This is a genomic window from Neisseria maigaei (assembly GCF_958267405.1).
GTDB lineage: Bacteria > Pseudomonadota > Gammaproteobacteria > Burkholderiales > Neisseriaceae > Neisseria > Neisseria bergeri.
Window position 1 is genome coordinate 24,136 of record NZ_CATQFT010000038.1, and the last position, 21,893, is coordinate 46,028.

General features: G+C 48.0%; 25 protein-coding genes and 3 pseudogenes. 20 read left to right on the top strand and 8 right to left on the bottom strand.

Annotated elements, in window-relative coordinates; genetic code table 11:
• Positions 1-24 precede the first annotated feature (24 nt).
• From Q3O06_RS06620 to obgE, 3 genes are read right to left on the bottom strand one after another with little or no spacing between them, the layout of a single operon-like run.
• On the bottom strand, positions 25-981 hold the full coding sequence (locus Q3O06_RS06620) for a BsuBI/PstI family type II restriction endonuclease (RefSeq protein WP_301818181.1): 957 nt from the start codon (positions 979-981) through the stop codon (positions 25-27).
• Entirely contained in the window at positions 974-2,392 is a 1,419-nt protein-coding gene (locus tag Q3O06_RS06625; RefSeq protein WP_118792996.1) for an Eco57I restriction-modification methylase domain-containing protein, read from the bottom strand. The genes Q3O06_RS06620 and Q3O06_RS06625 overlap by 8 nt, the downstream gene beginning before the upstream one ends.
• A gap of 19 nt (positions 2,393-2,411) precedes the next feature.
• A complete protein-coding gene (gene obgE, locus Q3O06_RS06630) occupies positions 2,412-3,566 on the bottom strand; it encodes a GTPase ObgE (RefSeq protein WP_301818182.1) in 1,155 nt (384 codons plus the stop codon).
• Positions 3,567-3,843: 277 nt separating this feature from the next.
• Between obgE and Q3O06_RS06635 the strand changes: the two are divergent.
• A pseudogene (locus Q3O06_RS06635) lies at positions 3,844-4,479 on the top strand (cytochrome b).
• 34 nt (positions 4,480-4,513) lie between these two features.
• Here Q3O06_RS06635 and rsmI read toward each other — a convergent pair.
• On the bottom strand, positions 4,514-5,389 hold the full coding sequence (gene rsmI, locus Q3O06_RS06640) for a 16S rRNA (cytidine(1402)-2'-O)-methyltransferase (protein ID WP_301818183.1): 876 nt from the start codon (positions 5,387-5,389) through the stop codon (positions 4,514-4,516).
• Between the two features lie 46 nt (positions 5,390-5,435).
• Here rsmI and Q3O06_RS06645 point away from each other — a divergent pair, with 46 nt between their 5' ends.
• The 7 genes from Q3O06_RS06645 (at position 5,436) to Q3O06_RS06675 (ending at position 9,591) form a co-directional block, all read left to right on the top strand.
• Positions 5,436-5,783 carry a YraN family protein gene (locus tag Q3O06_RS06645; protein WP_301818184.1) on the top strand — a complete coding sequence of 116 codons (348 nt, stop codon included), beginning with the start codon at positions 5,436-5,438 and terminating at the stop codon, positions 5,781-5,783.
• Between the two features lie 4 nt (positions 5,784-5,787).
• Positions 5,788-6,381, top strand: coding sequence for a phosphoheptose isomerase (locus Q3O06_RS06650; protein WP_301818185.1), 594 nt, complete (start codon positions 5,788-5,790; stop codon positions 6,379-6,381).
• 63 nt (positions 6,382-6,444) lie between these two features.
• On the top strand, positions 6,445-7,053 hold the full coding sequence (locus Q3O06_RS06655) for a BON domain-containing protein (protein WP_301818186.1): 609 nt from the start codon (positions 6,445-6,447) through the stop codon (positions 7,051-7,053).
• A gap of 7 nt (positions 7,054-7,060) precedes the next feature.
• A complete protein-coding gene (locus Q3O06_RS06660; protein WP_301818187.1) occupies positions 7,061-7,708 on the top strand; it encodes a hypothetical protein in 648 nt (215 codons plus the stop codon).
• 39 nt (positions 7,709-7,747) lie between these two features.
• Positions 7,748-8,527: a type I methionyl aminopeptidase gene (gene map, locus Q3O06_RS06665; RefSeq protein ID WP_301818188.1), complete on the top strand. Its 780-nt coding sequence runs from the start codon at positions 7,748-7,750 to the stop codon at positions 8,525-8,527.
• Between the two features lie 153 nt (positions 8,528-8,680).
• Positions 8,681-8,980, top strand: a complete 300-nt coding sequence (locus Q3O06_RS06670; RefSeq protein ID WP_107819570.1) for a helix-turn-helix domain-containing protein — start codon at positions 8,681-8,683, stop codon at positions 8,978-8,980.
• Between the two features lie 236 nt (positions 8,981-9,216).
• The gene (locus Q3O06_RS06675; RefSeq protein ID WP_002225721.1) at positions 9,217-9,591 is read left to right on the top strand and encodes an ACP-like domain-containing protein; all 375 of its coding nucleotides are present in this window, start codon (positions 9,217-9,219) and stop codon (positions 9,589-9,591) included.
• A gap of 185 nt (positions 9,592-9,776) precedes the next feature.
• Here the strand turns inward: Q3O06_RS06675 and Q3O06_RS06680 are convergent, their stop codons facing one another.
• The 3 genes from Q3O06_RS06680 to Q3O06_RS06690 all read right to left on the bottom strand — a co-directional run bounded on the left by Q3O06_RS06680 (position 9,777) and on the right by Q3O06_RS06690 (position 12,860).
• On the bottom strand, positions 9,777-11,243 hold the full coding sequence (locus Q3O06_RS06680) for a malate:quinone oxidoreductase (RefSeq protein ID WP_301818189.1): 1,467 nt from the start codon (positions 11,241-11,243) through the stop codon (positions 9,777-9,779).
• Positions 11,244-11,627: 384 nt separating this feature from the next.
• Positions 11,628-12,218, bottom strand: a complete 591-nt coding sequence (locus Q3O06_RS06685) for a GNAT family N-acetyltransferase (RefSeq protein WP_107863718.1) — start codon at positions 12,216-12,218, stop codon at positions 11,628-11,630.
• Positions 12,219-12,278: 60 nt separating this feature from the next.
• Entirely contained in the window at positions 12,279-12,860 is a 582-nt protein-coding gene (locus tag Q3O06_RS06690; RefSeq protein WP_301818190.1) for a 5-formyltetrahydrofolate cyclo-ligase, read from the bottom strand.
• Positions 12,861-12,937: 77 nt separating this feature from the next.
• Here Q3O06_RS06690 and Q3O06_RS06695 point away from each other — a divergent pair, with 77 nt between their 5' ends.
• From Q3O06_RS06695 to Q3O06_RS06750, 12 genes and pseudogenes are all read left to right on the top strand, one after another.
• Positions 12,938-13,171 (top strand): hypothetical protein, encoded by a 234-nt coding sequence (locus Q3O06_RS06695; protein ID WP_301818191.1) that lies wholly within the window; start codon positions 12,938-12,940, stop codon positions 13,169-13,171.
• 175 nt (positions 13,172-13,346) lie between these two features.
• Positions 13,347-14,075 (top strand): 30S ribosomal protein S2, encoded by a 729-nt coding sequence (rpsB, locus tag Q3O06_RS06700; protein WP_301818192.1) that lies wholly within the window; start codon positions 13,347-13,349, stop codon positions 14,073-14,075.
• 123 nt (positions 14,076-14,198) lie between these two features.
• On the top strand, positions 14,199-15,053 hold the full coding sequence (gene tsf, locus Q3O06_RS06705; RefSeq protein ID WP_301818193.1) for a translation elongation factor Ts: 855 nt from the start codon (positions 14,199-14,201) through the stop codon (positions 15,051-15,053).
• 221 nt (positions 15,054-15,274) lie between these two features.
• Positions 15,275-15,994, top strand: a complete 720-nt coding sequence (gene pyrH, locus Q3O06_RS06710; RefSeq protein ID WP_096108933.1) for a UMP kinase — start codon at positions 15,275-15,277, stop codon at positions 15,992-15,994.
• A 223-nt stretch (positions 15,995-16,217) separates the two neighbouring features.
• Positions 16,218-16,370, top strand: a pseudogene (locus tag Q3O06_RS06715) (IS5/IS1182 family transposase); the annotation flags it as partial.
• A 306-nt stretch (positions 16,371-16,676) separates the two neighbouring features.
• Positions 16,677-17,639, top strand: a complete 963-nt coding sequence (gene mafA, locus Q3O06_RS06720; RefSeq protein WP_301818194.1) for an adhesin MafA — start codon at positions 16,677-16,679, stop codon at positions 17,637-17,639.
• A 39-nt stretch (positions 17,640-17,678) separates the two neighbouring features.
• Positions 17,679-19,130: a polymorphic toxin MafB class 3 gene (gene mafB / locus Q3O06_RS06725; protein WP_301818195.1), complete on the top strand. Its 1,452-nt coding sequence runs from the start codon at positions 17,679-17,681 to the stop codon at positions 19,128-19,130.
• Positions 19,127-19,483, top strand: a complete 357-nt coding sequence (locus Q3O06_RS06730) for a DNA mimic protein DMP12 (RefSeq protein WP_118792982.1) — start codon at positions 19,127-19,129, stop codon at positions 19,481-19,483. The genes mafB and Q3O06_RS06730 overlap by 4 nt, the downstream gene beginning before the upstream one ends.
• A 114-nt stretch (positions 19,484-19,597) precedes the next feature.
• Positions 19,598-19,944, top strand: a pseudogene (locus Q3O06_RS06735) (MafB family polymorphic toxin); the annotation flags it as partial.
• Positions 19,945-20,358, top strand: coding sequence for a hypothetical protein (locus Q3O06_RS06740; RefSeq protein WP_373323505.1), 414 nt, complete (start codon positions 19,945-19,947; stop codon positions 20,356-20,358).
• The gene (locus Q3O06_RS06745) at positions 20,355-20,714 is read left to right on the top strand and encodes an immunity 8 family protein (RefSeq protein ID WP_002215099.1); all 360 of its coding nucleotides are present in this window, start codon (positions 20,355-20,357) and stop codon (positions 20,712-20,714) included. The genes Q3O06_RS06740 and Q3O06_RS06745 overlap by 4 nt, the downstream gene beginning before the upstream one ends.
• A 123-nt stretch (positions 20,715-20,837) precedes the next feature.
• A complete protein-coding gene (locus Q3O06_RS06750; protein WP_301818196.1) occupies positions 20,838-21,053 on the top strand; it encodes a hypothetical protein in 216 nt (71 codons plus the stop codon).
• A 189-nt stretch (positions 21,054-21,242) separates the two neighbouring features.
• On the opposite strand, the gene Q3O06_RS06755 is transcribed toward Q3O06_RS06750, so the two are convergent.
• Positions 21,243-21,782 (bottom strand): SMI1/KNR4 family protein, encoded by a 540-nt coding sequence (locus Q3O06_RS06755; protein ID WP_301818197.1) that lies wholly within the window; start codon positions 21,780-21,782, stop codon positions 21,243-21,245.
• Between the last annotated feature and the right edge of the window lie 111 nt (positions 21,783-21,893).

Here is a 21,893-nt window from a genome sequence, read left to right on the forward strand (position 1 = left end):
ATGGATAAAATAATTATATTAATGTTATTGGTCATAAGGACCCAAAAAACGTGTTCCATTAAAGTGAATCATATGGCTGGGGTTATCTGCAATCCATACATCTGTTTCCCAAGCAATTTCGTTGCTAAAACGTGTATAGGTTTTTTTGTCGGGAAAAGCTGAGATGAAAACTAATCCGGCTGAAGATTGGGAAAATAATGTTTTCAATTCAAAATATCTTTTTGAATCAACTGGACCGTGACTAGTAACAGATTCTATGCAAACCAACCAATTTCTTGTGTCATCGTAAATAACAACATCTGGTAATTTACCATGATTATCTAAGGATATTCCTAATTTAGAAAAAGTTTTTGTATCAAGGAAGCCATGTTTACTTCCTGTATCGCCAACGTAAACTAATAAGCCGTTTGGTACAAATTGTGCACCAAAAATTTCAATAATATCTTTGATTAATTGGGAGTGCTTTCCTGCGGATAGCATAAAGGTTTGTTCATTTGGTAGTTTTAATGGGATTTGTACCATTGCACGCTCGAGTGCATACTTTTGTACTAAAGATGGACGTGTTTCAAGATATTTTTGTAACTCGCTTTCGAAATTGGAGGTGCCAAAAGTTTTTAAAACAGCTAAAAAATTTGATTCCAATTGATATACTGCTTTGGGGCTGTTAACTGCGCGTGTGGGTTCATCAGGATTATATAAACAGATACCTGCTTCAACGAATTGGTGCATAGATTGTCGCCTGAATGTTTCTCGTGTATTGGGGGCGTATTCTTTGCCATAATGGGTCAGGCACCACTGCATAATTGGTGTAATACCAACTAATGGATTAAATGCCCTTTCCCAATCAGAATCAGGTGTTATGCCTGCTAGGCATAATAAGCATAAAGCAGTCCGTTCATTCTGTTGTGCTCTAGGCATGTTTAAGAGCTCTAATATCTGGAGAGCTTGGTCAATTTTAGAGTGAGATGATTTTTCAAACATATTGCTGTATAAAAGTGTTTATTTCTTCGGAAGACATATCGGAATGATATTTTTTACCCCAACTTCTTAAAATATCCAAAGATGGGTAAGGTAAATTTTTTAAATCAGTTATATTGATTTGAGTATGGCCAGAAAACTCTCTGAAATATTTATCTAGCCAAGTTGAATTTAAAAAACAGATTAATCCTTTTGCTAAAAATTCATCAAATCCATGTTTGTTTATATGAAAAAAATTTAAATGATTTTCTAACCCAATAAAAGAATGCTGAATCTTTTCAGGATTGATTATAAAAGCATTGATTCTTTTATTTTCTTCTTTCGCAGAAAATCGTTTTACTATTACATACCAACCGTCATTAGGCAGTAGATATTTTTCAGAATCTTTTGTGTATTTTATCGCATTAGGTTTTTTATGCTGTCTTGGGTGAATAAGACCGTCTTTTGAAAAATGATGTGGATAGAACAAAGGAATATTTTCATTGTTGATATTCTGCTCCAGTAGAGATTTTATTCTGAAATCGACAATTGGACCGGTGCTGGCTTGTAAACCAATATCAGTTAAATTATATTTAAAAGCACGTGGAATATTAATTGAACTTTGGTTAGGAATTCGGATAAAATTTTCAGAGTCTCCCTCTGTTACAATTTGAGAAAATGGAAAAATATTAGAAGAATATCCATTAAATTCACTATCTTTACAAGAGGATACAACAACAGATTCTTGTTTTTTTCCTTTTATCAATTTAATAATAATGTTTTCTTGTAAAACGCAGTCATCGTGAAAAACTTTTTTTCGGCTTTCAAAAATATGAATATGTTCGATTGCGCAATGCTGCAAAATAAATTTCCTAAAATTTTTATAATAAGCACCATTACAAAAAGAACGAGGGATAATAGCGACAATTTGCCCTAAATATTGCATTTGAAGAATGGTTAGCCCTAAAAATGCACTATATAAATTAACGGTCTCAAGTCCAATACTATTAAGTAATTTTCGATGTTTTGACCGACTGTTTAATTTTTTATAAGGTGGATTCAGAATTGCATGAGTATATCGATATCGATGTATATTATTAACAGCGTCTTCAATAAAGTCAGAAATATGAATATCACTAGTGAATGAAGCAAAACGGACATTTTTTTCCAATTCATGAGCCATAACTGGGTCAATTTCCCAAAAATCAGTATGACTAATACCAATCTTTTTTCTATCTACTGCTAAAGCTAATGAACCGATACCAGCACCACAATCTAATAAACGGGAAATTTTACTTTGACTAGGCGTAAAAAGTCCTGCCATAAAATCAGCAATGATAGAGGGCGTCATAAACTGAGCAAATTTTAATTTAGAAGACTGATTTAATCTGTTATTTACTTCCAATCGAATCTCATCTATTTGAGCTGCATTCATTTATTTAAACCTATCAAATCTACTCCGCCTTAAACACGCTGGTATCCGTTTTCGGCCGCATATCGGCAATTTCCGCTTGCGCGGCGGCTTTTTCCACGGCAGCCGCTTCGGCTTCCAAGCGTTTTTTCTCGTTCAGATACAACCCGATTTGGCGCACGAGGTCTTGCGTGCCCTGGTGGGTCAGTGCGCTGATTTGAAAGAGGCGCGGGGTTTCCATGTCGAATTGGAAACGGTCATCGGGTTTCGGGTAGTCCCAGCCGATGGCTTCGAGGAAGGCGACGGTACGTGCTTGGGCTTCTTCTTCGTCGAGCATATCGAGTTTGTTCAGTACCAGCCAGCGCGGTTTGCCGTAGAGTTCTTCGTCGTATTTGCGCAATTCGTTGATGATGGCGAGTGCTTCTTCGGCGGGATTGACGGTTTCGTCGAAGGGCGCCAAATCGACAACGTGTAACAGCAGGCCGGTGCGCGATAGGTGTTTGAGGAAGCGGTGTCCCAAGCCTGCGCCTTCTGCCGCGCCTTCAATCAGGCCGGGGATGTCGGCCATGACGAAGCTGTGGTTTTCGTCGATGCGCACGACACCCAAGTTTGGATGCAGGGTGGTGAAGGGGTAGTTGGCGATTTTGGGGCGTGCGGCGGATACGGCGGTAATCAGGGTGGATTTACCGGCGTTAGGCATGCCTAACAGGCCGACATCGGCGAGGACTTTAAGCTCGAGTTGCAGGGAACGGGTTTCGCCTTCTTCACCAGGCGTGGATTGTTTCGGGGCGCGGTTGACGGAGGATTTGAAGTGGATATTGCCCAAGCCGCCTTTGCCGCCTTTGGCTAGGCAGACGCGCTGACCGTGGTAGGTGAGGTCGGCAACGATTTCGTCGGTGTCGAGGTCGCGGATGAGGGTGCCGACGGGCATTTTGAGGACGATGTCGTCCGCACCTGCGCCGTAACGGTCGGAACCGTGGCCTTTTTCGCCGTTTTTGGCTTGGTAGCGTTTGACGAAGCGGTATTCGACGAGGGTGTTGGTGTTTTCGTCGGCTTCCGCCCAAACGCTGCCGCCTTTGCCGCCGTCGCCGCCGTCCGGGCCGCCGCGCGGTACGAATTTTTCGCGGCGGAAACTGGTTGCACCATTACCGCCTTTGCCTGCGGCGACTTCGATTTTTGCTTCGTCGATAAATTTCATTCAATGCTCTTGTTTGTTGGTTTCAAATGGGGGTTCAGACGGCATGGCGTGTGTTTTGATGCCGTCTGAACAGAATTTCGGACGCTATTATAAGGGATAAGCGGTATTTCAACACGCCGTACCAAAACTATTTGCTCCGCCCATCTTAATGAATTTTTAAGCAAATCTTCAGCCTGCAAACAAAATATGTCCAACTTCTTTGGTACAATCGCGCCTTTTTGACATTCCGACCCGACGGAATGTCCGTTTAAACCGTTACATATAATAAGGTTTTTTTATGGACACAAACCAGCCTGCCGTTTACGACCCGTTGACACGCGCGCTGCACTGGCTGACCGTTGCCGGTTTCATCGGCATTCTGACCACCATTGTCCTGTGGACGATTTATAGTGGATTAAATTTAAATCAGGACAAGGCGACGAAGCCGCAGACAGTACAAATAGTACGGCAAGGCGAGACAACGCCGTACTGGTTTAAATTTAATCCACTATACGAAGAGGCGGAATGGGCGGGCAGCCTGTTCGGCCTGCACAAATCTTTCGGCTTCCTCACGCTGACGGTGATTGCATTGCGCATCGTGTGGGCGGTTGCCAACCGCGCCAAGCGTCCGCAAAGCAACAGCAAGGCGGCAGCGGCAGGACACGGCATTCTGTATCTGCTCATGCTTGCCGTTCCCGTTATCGGCATGATCCGACAATACAGCAGCGGCCGCGGCCCGTTGAAAGTGTTCGGCGTTGAAGTAATGCAGGGTTCGCCGGAAAAAATCGAGTAGATGGCAAACTTGGGCAACACATTCCACGGCAATTTGGGCTGGCTGCTGTTTGCCGTCGTCGTCGGACACGTCGCCATGGTCGTCGTCCACCGTATTCAAGGCAAAGACGTGCTGTACCGCATGACGGGGCGTGTCCGTTGATTCCGTTCGCACTATGGTGCCGGTCCGTCCGGCATCATTTGTTTTTCCACGACAGTGCCAAATCGTACAAAGCCTTTTTTCCCTCACCTGTAATCTTGGCAGCAAGCTCCGCCGCCTGCTTGGTCGGCAGTTCGGCAGCAAGGATTTTCATCACATTTTGCGCGGACTCGGACAAGCCTTCGTGTTTTTCATCCTGCGCCGGATAAAGCACCAGTACCATCTCGCCGCGCGATTGGTTGCTGTCGGCAGACAATGCCGTCTGAATTTCCCCAACCGTGCCGCTTAAGAACGTTTCAAACGTTTTCGTGATTTCGCGCGCCAGCATCAGACGGCGTTCGGGGAACAATTCCACCATATCGGCAAGCGTTGCCCCGATTCGGTGCGGCGTTTCAAACATGACGATAGGAAACGCCACCCGCACCCATTTGGCAAACAGTTTCCTACGTTCGCCCGATTTCGGCGGTACAAAACCGTTGAAATAAAAATCGGATTCCGCCACACCAGCCACACTCAAAGCCGCCATCACCGCGCTTGCGCCGACAACAGGGACAACTTTAAACCCGGCCTCGCGCACGCGGCGGGCGAGTTTCGCGCCCGGGTCGCACACGGCCGGCGTACCCGCATCGGAAACCTGTGCCACAACCATGCCGTCTGAAAGATAGCCGATAATCTTGTCCGCCATCTGCCGTTCGTTGTGTTCGCGCACGCTGACGAGTTTGCCCTGAATGCCGTACGCGCTCAAAAGCTGCGCGGTAACGCGCGTATCTTCGGCACAGATGATGTCCGCCTTTTGCAATACCGCCAAAGCGCGCAGGGTAATGTCCGCCAAATTGCCGATGGGCGTGGCAACCACGTATAATGTCCCTCCGACGACGCTGTCGGAGGCTTTCTGCAAGTGTTTCTGAAACATAAAAAATGCCGTCTGAAAAACAGACATTATAAAGGTTAAACCGATTATGCGCTTAAACCACAAACAGGGTGCGGCAGGGGAAGATGCCGCGCTTGCCTTTCTCCAATCCCAAGGCTGCACGCTGCTTGCCCGCAACTGGCACTGCGCCTACGGCGAAATCGACCTAATTGTCAAAAACGGCGGCATGATTCTGTTTGTTGAAGTAAAATACCGCAAAAACCAACGGTTCGGCGGTGCCGCATATAGCATTTCGCCGTCCAAATTATTGAAACTGCAACGAAGTGTAGAGTATTATCTGCAACAGAACAGGTTGACAAACGTACCGTGCCGCCTCGATGCGGTACTTATCGAAGGAAACCGCCCGCCCGAGTGGATACAGAATATTACAGGTTGACGATATGACGACATTACAAGAACGCGTTGCCGCCCATTTTGCCGAAAGCATCCGTGCCAAACAGGAAGCCGGAAAAGTACTGGTCGAGCCGACCGTACAGGCTGCCGAGCTGATGCTGCAATGCCTGATGAACGACGGCAAGATTCTGGCGTGCGGCAACGGCGGTTCGGCCGCCGATGCCCAGCACTTCGCCGCCGAAATGACCGGTCGTTTTGAAAAAGAACGCATGGAACTCGCCGCCGTCGCCCTGACCACCGACACCTCCGCGCTGACAGCCATCGGCAACGACTACGGCTTCGACCACGTCTTCAGCAAACAGGTACGCGCCCTCGGACGCGCCGGCGACGTTCTCGTCGGCATTTCCACTTCCGGCAATTCCGCCAACGTCATCGAAGCCGTCAAAGCCGCACACGAACGCGATATGCACGTCATCGCCCTGACCGGCCGCGACGGCGGCAAAATCGCCGCCATACTCAAAGATACTGACGTTTTACTCAACGTTCCCTATCCTCGAACTGCCCGCATTCAGGAAAACCATATTTTGCTGATACACGCCATGTGCGACTGTATCGACTCCGTATTGTTTGAAGGAATGTAACCCTTTTCAGACGGCATGGCGCAAAGCAATGCCGTCTGAAACGCCCAAGAAAGGAAGCCACCGATGAAACTCAAACCGCACACCGTCCGCATCCTGACCGCTGCCATTTTCAGCCTTGCCCTTAGCGGCTGCGTCAGCGCAGTAATCGGCGGGGCGGCGGTCGGCGCGAAATCCGCCGTCGACCGCCGAACCACCGGCGCACAAACCGACGACAACGTTATGGCGTTGCGTATTGAAACCACCGCCCGTTCCTATCTGCGCCAAAACAACCAAACCAAAGGCTACACGCCCCAAATCTCCGTCGTCGGCTACAACCGCCACCTGCTGCTGCTCGGACAAGTCGCCACCGAAGGCGAAAAACAGTTCGTCGGTCAGATTGCACGTTCCGAACAGGCCGCCGAAGGCGTGTACAACTACATTACCGTCGCCTCCCTGCCGCGCACTGTCGGCGACATCGCCGGCGACACTTGGAACACGTCCAAAGTCCGCGCCACGCTGCTGGGCATCAGCCCCGCCACGCAGGCGCGCGTCAAAATCGTTACCTACGGCAATGTAACCTACGTTATGGGCATCCTCACCCCCGAAGAACAGGCGCAGATTACCCAAAAAGTCAGCACCACCGTCGGCGTACAAAAAGTCATCACCCTCTACCAAAACTACGTCCAACGCTGACTCGGCAATGCCGTCTGAACCGCCTTCAGACGGCATTGCCCGACACCCCAAAAGCACAATCAAAATGGCAAAAAAACCGAACAAACCCTTCAGGCTGACCCCCAAACTCCTGATACGCGCCGTATTGCTCATCTGTATCACCGCCATCTGCGCATTGGCAGTAGGCATCGTCAGCACATTCAACCCGAACGGCGACAAAACCCTCCAAACTGAACCGCAACACACCGACAGCCCCAGCGAAACCGAATTCTGGCTGCCAAACGGCGCAGTCGGACAAGATGCCGCCCAACCCGAACACCACGCCGCCTCATCCGAACCCGCACAGCCGGACGGCACAGACGAAAGCGGCAGCGGACTGCCGTCCCCTGCCGCACCCAAGAAAAACCGGGCCAAACCGCGCCCTTCGGATGCGGCTCGGGCAGCCGATCCGTTAACCGGCGCCGGAACACAAGCTGAAAACACACTCAAAGAAACCCCCGTACTGCCTACAAACGTCCCCCGTCCCGAACCTCGAAAAGAAACACCCGAAAAACAGGCGCAGCCCAAAGAAACACCCAAAGAAAAAGAAACGCCCAAAGAAAACCATACCAAACCGGAAACCCCGAAAAACACGCCGGCCAAACCCCATAAAGAAATTCTCGACAACCTCTTCTAACCCGGCACGGCAGGCACACCCGCAATCCAAGGAAGCATTATGAACGGCATCATCATCAAAACCCCCGAAGAAATTGAGAAAATGCGCGAACTGGGCAAACTCGTCGCCGAAGCCCTCGACTACATCGGACAATTCGTCAAACCCGGCATCACCACCGACGAAATCGACAAACTCGTTTACGACTACCACGTCAACGTCCAAGGCGGCTATCCCGCCCCCCTGCACTACGGCAACCCGCCCTACCCCAAATCCTGCTGCACCTCCGTCAACCACGTCATTTGCCACGGCATTCCCGACGATAAGCCGCTCAAAGAAGGCGACATTATCAACATCGACCTTACCATCAAAAAAGACGGCTTCCACGGCGACTCCAGCCGTATGTTTACCGTCGGCAAAGTCTCCCCCATCGCCCAACGCCTGATCGACGTAACCCACGCCTCCATGATGGCGGGCATAGAAGCCGTCAAACCCGGCGCGACACTGGGCGACGTAGGCTACGCCTGCCAACAGGTTGCCGAAAACGCCGGCTATTCCGTCGTACAGGAATTTTGCGGACACGGCATCGGGCGCGGTTTCCACGAAGCCCCGCAAGTGTTGCACTACGGAAAAAAAGGACAAGGCCCCGTTCTAAAACCGGGTATGATTTTTACCGTCGAACCGATGATCAACCAAGGCAAACGCCACCTGCGTATCCTCAATGACGGCTGGACGGTGGTTACCAAAGACCGCTCCCTCTCCGCCCAATGGGAACACGAAGTCTTGGTTACCGAAACCGGCTACGAAATCCTCACCGTCAGCCCCGCCTCCGGCAAACCCTGAAGCCGGACGTATCCACCCCATAAAAACAAACAATGCCGTCTGAAAAAACGGCAGATATAATATACAATATAAAAACAAGCTTGACCCGGCACATTACAAAAACAAAGCAAATCGGGATTTGCCCCGCAACCAGAAAAACTTAAAGGAAATTTTATGAAAATATTTGAAAATATAGAAGATGTTAAAGCCATCCGTAAAAAGACCGGGCTGAACCAGATAGACTTCTGGGGCAAGGTCGGCGTTACCCAGTCCGGAGGCTCGCGCTACGAAACCGGCCGCAAGATGCCCAAACCCGTACGCGAACTGCTCCGCCTCGTCCATATCGAATGCCTCGATTTGGCGAAAGTCAACAAAAAAGATATGGAAATCGCCGCCCTGTTGAAAAAACACCATCCCGACCTGTATGCCGAATTGTCCAAACAGACCAAGGCCGAAAGAAAAAAACAAGGTTAAACCGCAACCTCCGGATGCCCGGAGGTTTTTCATTTCCGAAAAACGCAAACAATGCCGTCTGAAACACCGGACAGGCCGCCGTATCCCGCCTGCCACCCCGCCTCAAACCGCCGAACCGCCCGAACCTGCCTTTTTACAAACTTTATCCAATTTCCTGTTTATTTCAGGATACGCCGACATTAGAATGTCAAACAGCCCGAAACGGGCAAACTCCACATCTATCCAAAGGAATAAAAATGAAACTTCTGACCACCGCAATCCTGTCTTCCGCAATCGCGCTCAGCAGTATGGCTGCCGCCGCCGGCACGGACAACCCCACTGTTGCCAAAAAAACCGTCAGCTACGTCTGCCAGCAAGGTAAAAAAGTCAAAGTAACCTACGGCTTCAACAAACAGGGTCTGACCACATACGCTTCCGCCGTCATCAACGGCAAACGCGTGCAAATGCCTGTCAATTTGGACAAATCCGACAATGTGGAAACATTCTACGGCAAAGAAGGCGGTTATGTTTTGGGTACCGGCGTGATGGATGGCAAATCCTACCGCAAACAGCCCATTATGATTACCGCACCTGACAACCAAATCGTCTTCAAAGACTGTTCCCCACGTTAATCAGGCAACAAAAAACAGCGTTTTCAGAAATGAAAACGCTGTTTTTTTGACCGCTCCATTATTCGCAAAGGGGGAAAACGATTACCTGCCCCGTGTATCAAAACCTGCCCCGCCGGATGAAGGGTACAACCGGCAGGGGCGGCATCAACACCATATGGGGCACGGCTTTTCTTGAAAGATTCGGCTTAAATATCCAATACTTTCGCGGTATAGGCGATAATTTCATCCGCCCTTTCAGGGTTTTCGTTCAACTTGATGCCGTAACCCGGTACCAGCTCTTTCAGACGGCCTTCCCAAGACGGGCCGCGCTCGGGGAAGCATTGGTGCATCAGCCGGATCATCAGCGGCACGGCGGTCGATGCGCCCGGCGACGCGCCCAGCAATGCGGCGAGCGAGCCGTCGGCATGGGCGACAATCTCCGTACCAAACTGGAGCACGCCGCCTTTTTCGGAGTCTTTTTTAATGATTTGGACGCGTTGCCCTGCGGTGATGAGTTCCCAGTCGTCGGGGTTTGCCTCGGGGTAGTATTCCAGCAGGGAGGCGAAGCGTTCTTCTTTGGTTTTACGCAATTCGCCCAGCAGGTATTTGGTCAGCGGCATATTCGCCCAGCCGGCGCGCAGCATAGGATAGAGGTTGTCCATATGGATGGACAGCGGCAAATCCATAAGCGAGCCTTGCTTGAGGAAGTTGGAACGGAAGCCTGCGTAAGGGCCGAACATAAGGTGGCGTTTGCCGTCCACGTTGCGTGTGTCGAGGTGCGGGACGGACATCGGCGGCGCGCCGACGGAGGCCTGCCCGTACACTTTGGCGTTGTGTTGTTCGGCGGTTTCGGGGTTGCTGTTGCGGAAGAACAGGCCGGACACGGGGAAGCCGCCGTAGCCTTTGCCTTCGGGGATACCGGATTTTTGCAGCAGGGTCAGCGCGCCGCCGCCCGCGCCGAGGAAGAGGAAGCGGGTGCGGAGGGTGAGCTGCCCGTCGGGGTTGCGGGTATCGGCGGTTTTGAGTACCCACGCGCTGTCGGATTCGCGTTTGATGTCTTCGACGTGGCGGTTGAACTCGGTTTTTACGCCCTTGCCCTGCAAATATTTCACCATCTGGCGCGTCAGCCGTCCGAAATCGACATCCGTGCCTTCGGCGGAGTAGTTGGCGGCGACGGGTTGGTTTTCGTCCCGTCCGCGCATAATCAGCGGAGCCCAATCGGAAATTTTGTTCCGATCGGTGGAAAATTCCATATTTTCAAAAAGTTTCTGCGTTTTAAACACATCATAGCGTTTTTGCAGATAACGGCAGTGGTCTTCGTTCATCACCAAAGACATATGCGGCACGGCATTGATGAAGGAATTGTCTTCCAACTTGCCTTCCGCGACCAGCGTCGCCCAAAACTGGCGGCTGACATGAAACTGTTCGGCAATATTGAGGGCGCGCGCCGGATTGATGATGCCGTCCGCACCCAGCGGCGCATAGTTCAATTCGCACAGCGCGGAATGCCCCGTGCCGGCGTTGTTCCACGCGTTTGACGATTCCAACGCCACGTCTTCCAAGCGTTCAATCAGGGTGATTTCCCAAGACGGTTCGAGTTCTTTGAGCAAAACGCCCAAAGTCGCGCTCATAATGCCGCCGCCCACCAAGACAACGTCTGTCGCTTCAGCCATGGTTTACTCCTAAAAAAACAGGCATCTTCTGCCCTTATGGTTATTTGCCGTACTACAAACGCCTGAATCGCAAAAGCAGGGGAAACCGGCAATGGTGTGTGTCCGAGTACGCCGTTTCGGAGTTGGAATGCGTTGCAGGTATGGCTTCCGACACCGCTTCAGAGGCTTGTAATATGTTATCGTGAATGTAGTGGATTTTACTGGGAAATGCAAAGATTTTCTGTCGCCCGCCAAGCCGCGGAACTGCGAAATGAAAAATAAAAATAGTTATTTATCTATATATATCAGATTTTTAATAGATAAAAAATCAAAATTGTTTATATATTAATTTTTAAAAGATTGTCAGCATATTGCGTTAAGTTTTTTAAATTTGAAAATACTGCCTCACACCTGCACGCCATACCCTGCCAACCTGCCGGTCAGGATTTCCCTGTTTTTGCACCAATCTTCCCTCAGCATACTGTACACAACCGTATCGCGCACACTGCCGTCTTTACGGAGCATATGCATACGCAGCACGCCGTCTTTTTCCGCGCCCAGCCGTTCGATGGCACGTTGCGAGGCAAGGTTCAGAATATCCGTGCGCCATCCCACGCAACAGCAAGCCAAAACATCGAACGCATAATCCAACAGCATGATTTTGCAACAGGTGTTTATCCGTGTCCGCTGTGCCGATGCCGCATACCATGTGAATCCAATATCCAAACGCGGAATCTGCGGTTCAAAATGATAATACGCCGTTGTCCCGACCACCCTGTCCGCCTCTTCATCGACAACCGCAAACGCCAAACGCGTTGCCAATGCTGTCCCGATATAGTCTGCCACCCTATCCGGATGAGGTGCGGACGTTACTCCCAACTTCCAAACCTCCCCATCGCAAACCGCCTCGCGCAAACCCGTTTCATGATGCACATCCAACGGTTCGAGACGAACGCCGCCCAATGACAAGACCGGCAGTATTATCTTTTCCGACATCCTTTTCTCCCGATATTCCGCCTTCAGACGGCATTTCCGCCCGGAATGCCGTCTGAACGGCTAAAAACACAATATCCCCGTCTCCGACACAAAACCGTCCAACGGCAAGTCGTGTGCCTCGACCGGCAGTCTGTCCACCAACTGGCAGGCAAAGCCCACGCCCACGGTTTTTGCCTGCAAACGGTATTTCATCGCCGCAAGCGTCGCATCGTAATAGCCGCCTGCCTGTCCTAAGCGGTAGCCCAGCCTGTCCATACCGACCACTGGCACAAGCAGGAGGTTCAAATCATGCACACGCCTTTTCCGACCTGCAAACTGCGGCACGTTCAACCTCGCCCTGCCCCGTATGCGTTCCCGTTCCATTCCGCTTTCAGGATACGGCGTAAACCACATCCGCCGCGAACGCGGTTCGATATAGGGCAGGTAGAGTTTTGCGCCGCGTTTTTGCGCCGCACGGACAAAGCCGTCCAGCCGTAGTTCGTTGCCCATCGGCCAATACACGCCGATTTTTCGCCCCTTCTTGATATAACGTTTGAGCAGGCGGTTGATTTTTACCGTTGCCGCCGCACGCACGTCCCGCCCCATTTGCGAACGCCGCCCGCGCAATTCGCGGCGCAGGGCGCGTTTTTCCTCGTTCCTCATTTCAGACGGCCTTTCAGGATTGCGGTAGAATATTGCGATTATAACGATTTTGTTAACATTCAAACAGGACGCACACAATGTGGCACATCGTCGCCATCGGCTATCTTTTTGTTGCCGTTATGTATTCCGCCGCGCAGCCGAGTATTGCGCGCGCCTTGATTTATTTGTTTTTTTGGGCGGGGCTGCCCACCGTGTTCACGGTTTTCGCCATCACCGTCCGCCGCCGCAACCGCTTGATGAAGCAACAGGAACAGGCAGAATTCGAACAGCAGCGCGCACAACGGCAAAAAGACAGCGGCACAAAACCCTGAATCCCTTTTCAGACGGCATCTTATCCGCTATAATTCGTTAGTTTTCCATTTCGGAAACACGCTTTTATTTTTTAAACTTATGCCCACTTTCGCCGAAGGGTGCTTGACAATAGGCGCCGCCTATCAAGTTCTATGCGATTGAATGTGTGCTCTTTAACCCTTTCAAGGAAATAACATGTCTCAAATTACTATGCGTCAGATGATTGAAGCCGGTGTCCACTTCGGTCACCAAACCCGTTTCTGGAACCCAAAAATGGCTCAATACATTTTCGGTGCGCGCAACAAAATCCATATCGTAAACTTGGAAAAAACCCTGCCGATGTTCCAAGAGGCGCAAGAAGCCGTACGCCGTCTGGTTGCCAACAAAGGTACAGTATTGTTCGTAGGTACCAAACGCCAAGCCCGCGACATCATCCGCGAAGAAGCTACCCGTGCCGGTATGCCTTTCGTCGATTACCGTTGGTTGGGTGGCATGCTGACCAACTACAAAACCGTTAAGCAATCCATCAAACGCCTGGAAGAAAAAACTGCTGCCTTGGAAAACGCTGCTGAAGGCGGTTTCAGCAAAAAAGAAATTCTGGAAATGCAACGCGACGTTGAAAAACTGGAACGTTCTTTAGGCGGTATCAAAAACATGAAAGGCCTGCCTGACGCGATTTTCGTTATCGATACCGGCTACCAAAAAGGTACTCTGGTCGAGGCTGAAAAACTGGGCATCCCTGTTATCGCCGTAGTCGATACCAACAACAGCCCTGACGGCGTGAAATATGTTATCCCCGGTAACGATGACTCCGCCAAAGCCATCCGCCTGTACTGCCGCGGCATCGCTGACGCAGTTTTGGAAGGCAAAAACCAAGCGCTGCAAGAAACCGTAGCCGCTGCCCAAGAAGCTGCTGCCGAGTAATCCGGCAAACCGAAGAGGGGCGTTATGCCCCTTTTCTCAAATCCCGTTCTGAAATCCGTTTCAGACGGCCACTATTTCCAAACACGGCAATGGCCGTGTTCCCAAAAATCTAGGAGATTCAAAATGGCAGAAATTACTGCAAAAATGGTTGCCGACCTGCGCGCCGCTACCGGCCTGGGCATGATGGAATGCAAAAAAGCCTTGGTTGAAGCAGAAGGCAACTTCGACAAAGCCGAAGAAATCCTGCGTATCAAATCCGGTGCGAAAGCCGGTAAACTGGCCGGCCGTACTGCTGCCGAAGGCGTATTGGCTTACGCGATCAACGGCAATGTCGGCGCATTGGTTGAAGTAAACTGCGAAACCGACTTCGTTGCTAAAGACGCCGGCTTCGTAGAATTTGCCAACTTCGTTGCGAAAACTGCTGCCGAGAAAAAACCGGCTACCGTTGAAGAACTGAGCGAACTGGTTGAAGCAGAACGTAAAGCCATTATCGCTAAATTGGGCGAAAACATGTCTGTTCGCCGCTTCCAAGTGATCGACACTGCCAACCAACTGGTTGCCTACATCCACGGTGCTTTGGCTACCGAAGGCGTATTGGTTGAGTACAAAGGCTCTGAAGATGTAGCACGCAAAATCGGTATGCACATCGTTGCCGCCAAACCTCAATGCGTATCCGAAGCCGAAGTGGATGCCGAAACCATCGAAAAAGAACGCCACATCTACACCGAGCAAGCCATTGCTTCTGGCAAACCTGCCGAAATCGCTGCTAAAATGGTTGAAGGCCGTATCCGTAAATTCTTGGCTGAAATCACTCTGAACGGCCAAGCATTCGTGATGAACCCTGACCAAACTGTTGCCCAATTCGCTAAAGAAAACGGCACTGAAGTGGTTAGCTTCGTACGCTACAAAGTAGGCGACGGTATCGAGAAAGCCGTTGTTGACTACGCGGCCGAAGTTGCCGCCGCTGCTAAAGTGTAAGGCACTTATGAAAAAGAAAGCACCTAGATTCCAAACGAATCAGGGTGCTTTTTTTTGAGAAAACCGTTTACGGTACCTATTTTCAGACGGCCGAATATAAAGGCCGTCTGAAAACCAAAACAATAATAAACCGACACACTCTATCATTAATATTTCGACCGTTTGAAAATTCAGACGGCCCGCCCCCCCGACCGACGACATTAAAGAAAGCAAGGTATCCCATGACACAGCAAATCAAATACAAACGCGTATTACTGAAACTCTCCGGCGAATCCCTGATGGGCTCTGATCCATTCGGCATCAATCACGACACCATCGTTCAAACTGTCGGCGAAATTGCCGAAATCGTGAGAATGGGCGTGCAAGTCGGTATCGTTGTCGGTGGCGGTAACATTTTCCGCGGCGTATCTGCACAAGCAGGCAGCATGGACCGCGCCACTGCCGACTACATGGGCATGATGGCAACTGTGATGAACGCGTTGGCACTCAAAGACGCATTTGAAACTTTAGGCATCAAAGCGCGTGTACAATCCGCACTGTCTATGCAGCAAATCGCTGAAACTTACGCCCGTCCTAAAGCCATTCAATATTTGGAAGAAGGCAAAGTTGTGATTTTCGCTGCCGGTACCGGTAACCCGTTCTTCACAACCGACACTGCCGCCGCATTGCGCGGTGCGGAAATGAACTGCGACGTGATGCTCAAAGCCACCAACGTTGACGGCGTATACACCGCAGACCCCAAAAAAGACCCGTCTGCAACCCGCTACGAAACCATTACTTTTGACGAAGCCTTGAACAAAAACCTCAAAGTCATGGACGCGACCGCCTTTGCCCTCTGCCGCGAACGCAAGCTCAATATTGTCGTCTTCGGCATCGCCAAAGAAGGCTCGCTCAAACGTGTAGTAACGGGTGAAAACGAAGGTACGCTGGTTCACTGCTGATTCCGGCAGATATAGTCGCATATGGGCTTCATACGGCCATTTATTATATGGAAATTAACAAGCCTAAACCCATCCTGCCTTATGCATCAATTTTTCATATGCCGACTATATTGCCTTCCATTTAAAAATGCCGTCTGAACAATGTTCAGACGGCATTTTTCCTTTCAGTGGGCAAACCGCCTTGCAGCAGGCGGACAAAATCGGCATAAGGTGCAACACCGTACTCATCACTCGCACCGATTTCAACCTGTTTTGCCGTTTTAACAAACCAAGCATCCCCGATTACAGCACCTTATGCCGCAACCGATTGGCGCAAGGCGACACCCTGTCCGAACTGCCGAGACTGATTAACCGACAACTGACCGAAAAAAGCCTATAGTGGATTAAATTTAAACCAGTACGGCGTTGCCTCGCCTTAGCTCAAAGAGAACGATTCTCTAAGGTGCTGAAGCACCAAGTGAATCGGTTCCGTACTATTTGTACTGTCTGCGGCTTCGTCGCCTTGTCCTGATTTTTGTTAATCCACTATAAAATACGCCGCCGCCATTGCAACCGCAAATCCCGCTATGTGCGGGCAGCCTATTGAAAACCAAACCACAAAACCAGTAAAGAAATATTTTATTTAATTTATGATTTGTTTACAATTTTGATACAATTTGTCTTTCATCAAAGGAGAAAATCTATGCAAGCACGGCTGCTGATACCTATTCTTTTTTCAGTTTTTATTTTATCCGCCTGCGGGACACTGACAGGTATTCCATCGCATGGCGGAGGTAAACGCTTTGCGGTCGAACAAGAACTTGTGGCCGCTTCTGCCAGAGCTGCTGTTAAAGACATGGATTTACAGGCATTACACGGACGAAAAGTTGCATTGTACATTGCCACTATGGGCGACCAAGGTTCAGGCAGTTTGACGGGAGGGCGTTACTCCATTGATGCACTGCTTCGCGGCGAATACATAAACAGCCCTGCCGTCCGTACCGATTACACCTATCCACGTTACGAAACCACCGCTGAAACAACATCAGGCGGTTTGACAGGTTTAACCACTTCTTTATCTACACTTAATGCCCCTGCACTCTCGCGCACCCAATCAGACGGTAGCGGAAGTAGGAGCAGTCTGGGCTTAAATATTGGCGGGATGGGGGATTATCGAAATGAAACCTTGACGACTAACCCGCGCGACACTGCCTTTCTTTCCCACTTGGTGCAGACCGTATTTTTCCTGCGCGGCATAGACGTTGTTTCTCCTGCCAATGCCGATACAGATGTGTTTATTAACATCGACGTATTCGGAACTATCCGCAACAGAACCGAAATGCACCTATACAATGCCGAAACACTGAAAGCCCAAACAAAACTGGAATATTTCGCAGTAGACAGAACCAATAAAAAATTGCTCATCAAACCAAAAACCAATGCGTTTGAAGCTGCCTATAAAGAAAATTACGCATTGTGGATGGGGCCGTATAAAGTAAGCAAAGGAATTAAACCGACAGAAGGATTAATGGTCGATTTCTCCGATATCCGACCATACGGCAATCATACGGGTAACTCCGCCCCATCCGTAGAGACTGATAACAGTCATGAGGGGTATGGATACAGCAATGAAGCAGTGCGACAACATAGACAAGGGCAACCTTGATTCACGCTACCATAACCGCTTGCTACCAAGGAAAACAAAATGAAATTGCCTATTCAAAAATTCATGATGCTGTTTGCAGCGGCAATATCGTTGCTGCAAATCCCCATTAGTCATGCGAACGGTTTGGATGCCCGTTTACGCGATGATATGCAGGCAAAACACTACGAACCGGGTGGTAAATACCATCTGTTCGGTGATGGCCGCGGCAGTGTTAAAAATCGGGTTTACGCCGTCCAAACATTTGATGCAACTGCGGTCGGCCCCATACTGCCTATTACACACGAACGGACAGGGTTTGAAGGCATTATCGGTTATGAAACCCATTTTTCAGGACACGGATATGAAGTACACAGTCCGTTCGATAATCATGATTCAAAAAGCACTTCTGATTTCAGCGGCGGTGTAGACGGTGGTTTTACTGTTTACCAACTTCATCGGACAGGGTCGGAAATCCATCCGGAGGATGGATATGACGGGCCGCAAGGCAGCGATTATCCGCCCCCCGGAGGAGCAAGGGATATATACAGCTACTATGTCAAAGGAACTTCTACAAAAACAAAGATAAACACTGTTCCGCAAGCCCCTTTTTCAGACCGCTGGCTAAAAGAAAATGCCGGTGCCGCTTCCGGTTTTCTCAGCCGTGTGGATGAAGCAGGAAAACTGATATGGGAAAACGACCCCAATAAAAATTGGTGGGGTAACCGTATGGATGATATTCGCGGCATCGTCCAAGGTGCGGTTAATCCTTTTTTAATGGGTTTTCAAGGAGTAGGGATTGGGGCAATTACAAACAGTGCGGTAAGCCCGGTCACAGATACAGCCGCTCAGCAGACTCTACAAGGTATTAATGATTTAGGAAATTTAAGTCCGGAAGCACAACTTGCTGCCGCGAGCCTATTACAGGACAGTGCTTTTGCGGTAAAAGACGGTATCAATTCCGCCAGACAATGGGCTGATGCCCATCCGAATATAACTGCAACAGCCCAAACTGCCCTTGCCGTAGCAGAGGCTGCAGGTACGGTTTGGAGAGGTAAAAAAGTAGAACTTAACCCGACCAAATGGGATTGGGTTAAAAATACCGGCTATAAAAAACCTGCTGCCCGCCCTATGCAGACTTTAGATGGGGAGATGGCAGGTGGGAATAAACCTATCAAATCTTTACCAAACAGCGCCGCTGAAAAAAGAAAACAAAGTTTTAAGAAGTTTAGTAGTAACTGGAGTTCAGCAAGTTTTGATTCAGTGCACAAAACACTAACTCCCAATGCACCTGGTATTTTAAGTCCTGATAAAGTCAAAACTCGATACACTAGTTTAGATGGAAAAATTACAATTATAAAAGATAACGAAAACAACTATTTTAGAATCTATGATAATTCACGAAAACAGTATCTTGATTCAAATGGTAATGTTGTGAAGACCGGTAATTTACAAGGTAAGCAAGCAAAAGATTATTTACAACAACAAACTCATATCAGGAACTTAGACAAATGAATGAACACAACCTATTAATTTTCTGTTTAAAAGACAATGTTTCAATTAGTGAATATACTGAAATGATTGATTGGGCTTATAAAAACATTCAATCTGAAACAGTTGTAGAAATTACGGAAAATCAAATTATTGAATATCAAAATCGTGGATTATGGAGGCTTGTTTCTGAAATTACCGATAATTGGTTATTTGGACCAAGTGAGGGGGATTGGCTAATAGATAAGGAAAGTATTTTGGCTGTAAAAGAAAAATTACAAAATTCAGATTTTTCTACAGAGTCCTTAGTGAAAAATATTATTCATGTACTTGAATATGCTATAAAAAATGAAAAAACAGTAATTTTTCATTTTTGAAACTAATCTAATTTTTAGCAGCCGTAGGTCGGATTCTCGAATCCGACATTTTCCAACAGCGGCATTTCGGAAACGATAGATGCGTCAAATATTTTTGTCGGATACAAATATCCGACCTACATCTCTGCGCAGCAAACTTTACAAGATATTAATGAATTAGGAAATTCAAGCCCAGAAGCACAACTTGCTGCCGCGAGCCTATTACAGGACAGTGCTTTTGCGGTAAAAACGGCATTAATTCCGCCAGACAATGGGCTGATGCCCATCCGAACATTACAGCTACTGCCCAAACTGCCCTTGCCGTAGCAGAGGCCGCAGGTACGGTTTGGAGAGGTAAAAAAGTAGAACTTAACCCGATCAAATGGGATTGGGTTAAAAATAACGGCTATAAAACACCTGCTGCCCGCCCTATGCAGACTTTAGACGGGGAAATGGCCGGTGGGAATAGACCACCTAAATCTATAACGTCGGAAGGAAAAGCCAATGCTGCAACTTATCCTCAATTAGTTAATCAATTAACTGAGCAAAACTTAAAAAACATTGCTGCACAAGATTCAAGATTAGCAAGTGCTGTAAATGATTGGAAAACAATACAACCAAATAAAAAGGGAGAAATTAATTTTGGTATTGGTTCTGCAACTCGTCAAGAGGCTGAACAGTTAGGAAAAATTTGGGTTGGAGACGGAGCTAAAACAGTTAATAGTCCATCTTGTCAAGGATGTATGTTAAGTGCAGATGGCACAAGGCTATATCGTCCTCCAACTACAAAATCAAATACCCCTGAATCACTTAACCCAACGGGAGTGCAAGCTAATTTTGTTACTAGAAGTGTTGATGGAAAAACCTTAACTAATGGACATTTGAATATAAAATGATTAAATTGGATTTAAAAAGCATAAATTTATATGATATTGATTTTGAAAAATTTACCCCCGAAATTCCAGATAATTTTCATAGATGGATAGATTTGGATATCGGAATCGAAGGAGAACAAGGCTCATCTATTTTTTCACTTTGCATTTGTTCTCCTAAATGGATTTCCCATCATTGTAATAAAGAAGGTTTTTTTTGGTCTAATGCACTAATATTAGAACAGTTTGATCATAAGATTATTAAAAGTGAAATTGATAAAATATTAGAATATTGCTCAAAAGAAACTTGGGATTTGACACTTTCAAACTTATTACGATTTTTTTCTTGGGAATTCGAAGATTACAATCCAAACACATAAGAGCAATTTGGGATGATAAGTCTGGAACAATTGTAATCAGAGACCCAAATTCAAAAGATGGTGGAACTGCATTTAAACCAACCTTAGGCAAAACTTACTTTGACAAGCAAAAATAAAATTATTATGAATATAATCAATTACAAAGGTGATGACATTATTATTTCTTTAACAAGAGAAAAACTTCAATTATTGCGTTCCCTTGTTATTGAAATTTATGCAGGTGTTTGCATAGATGCAGAAGAATTTGAGATTGTGTCAGGAATTCGCAATCCTCAATTAGTGCAAGAGCTAGAACAACATTTAATTGAAGCATATAATTTAATGGATACAAAAGGATAACCGAATTATATTTGAGATAGCTCCAAATTTGATAAGTTCTGTTAATAATGTCAATGCTGTCGGGGACAGTTTTTCTTTGCAAAGGTCTTGGATGGCACGTTCCGCCGAATCGTTTTCCTTACATATTCAACCGGTTATCTGTTATTTCGCCCGTTTTCCCTTGATGATTCTGGTTTTTCAACCACCGTTTTATATTTCTTCGTCAATAAACTCATCTTCATGCCGCAAGCTGCGGATAAAGGTTTCAAAATCGGGGGCAAGTTCGACGATTTCAAAATCCGATTCTTGTTCGACAAACACCACTTTCGGCTCGCCGTTTTTGCCGCACTCCCGATAGTCCAAGGCAAACAGGGCATGACCGCCTGACGGGTCGTTGGCAAAATACACGCCGATGGGCGGATACTCCCATTCTTCCAGCCAAAGTTTTTGCCCTGTTTCGCCGCACAGGCTTCCTTCTTTTTCAAAACCGATTCCTGATACCTCGCAAATTTGCACATGATTGCCTGCCCACGAATTTCTCTGCGTGGTCGGAAAGCAGTTTTTGACAAATATTCCGCCGTTTTGTACTGCCATCAATGCAATAAAACTTTGCGGCAATTTATAGCCTAGCTCACTTTCTACAGCAGCCAAAATTTCAGGGGTAAACGGGGCTTCTTTGTAGTTTTCATCTGCCCAACTATTAGTTTCCCACACAGAGGACAAATCAAAATCTTTAAAAACTTGGGACATAATGTTCTTCCTTATTGATTTCAGTGATAACAGAGGGTAGGTATTCATACCCGGCTTTTACCGTCCGTCATTCCTGTGCAGGCGGGAATCTAGGACGTGGAATCTAAAGAA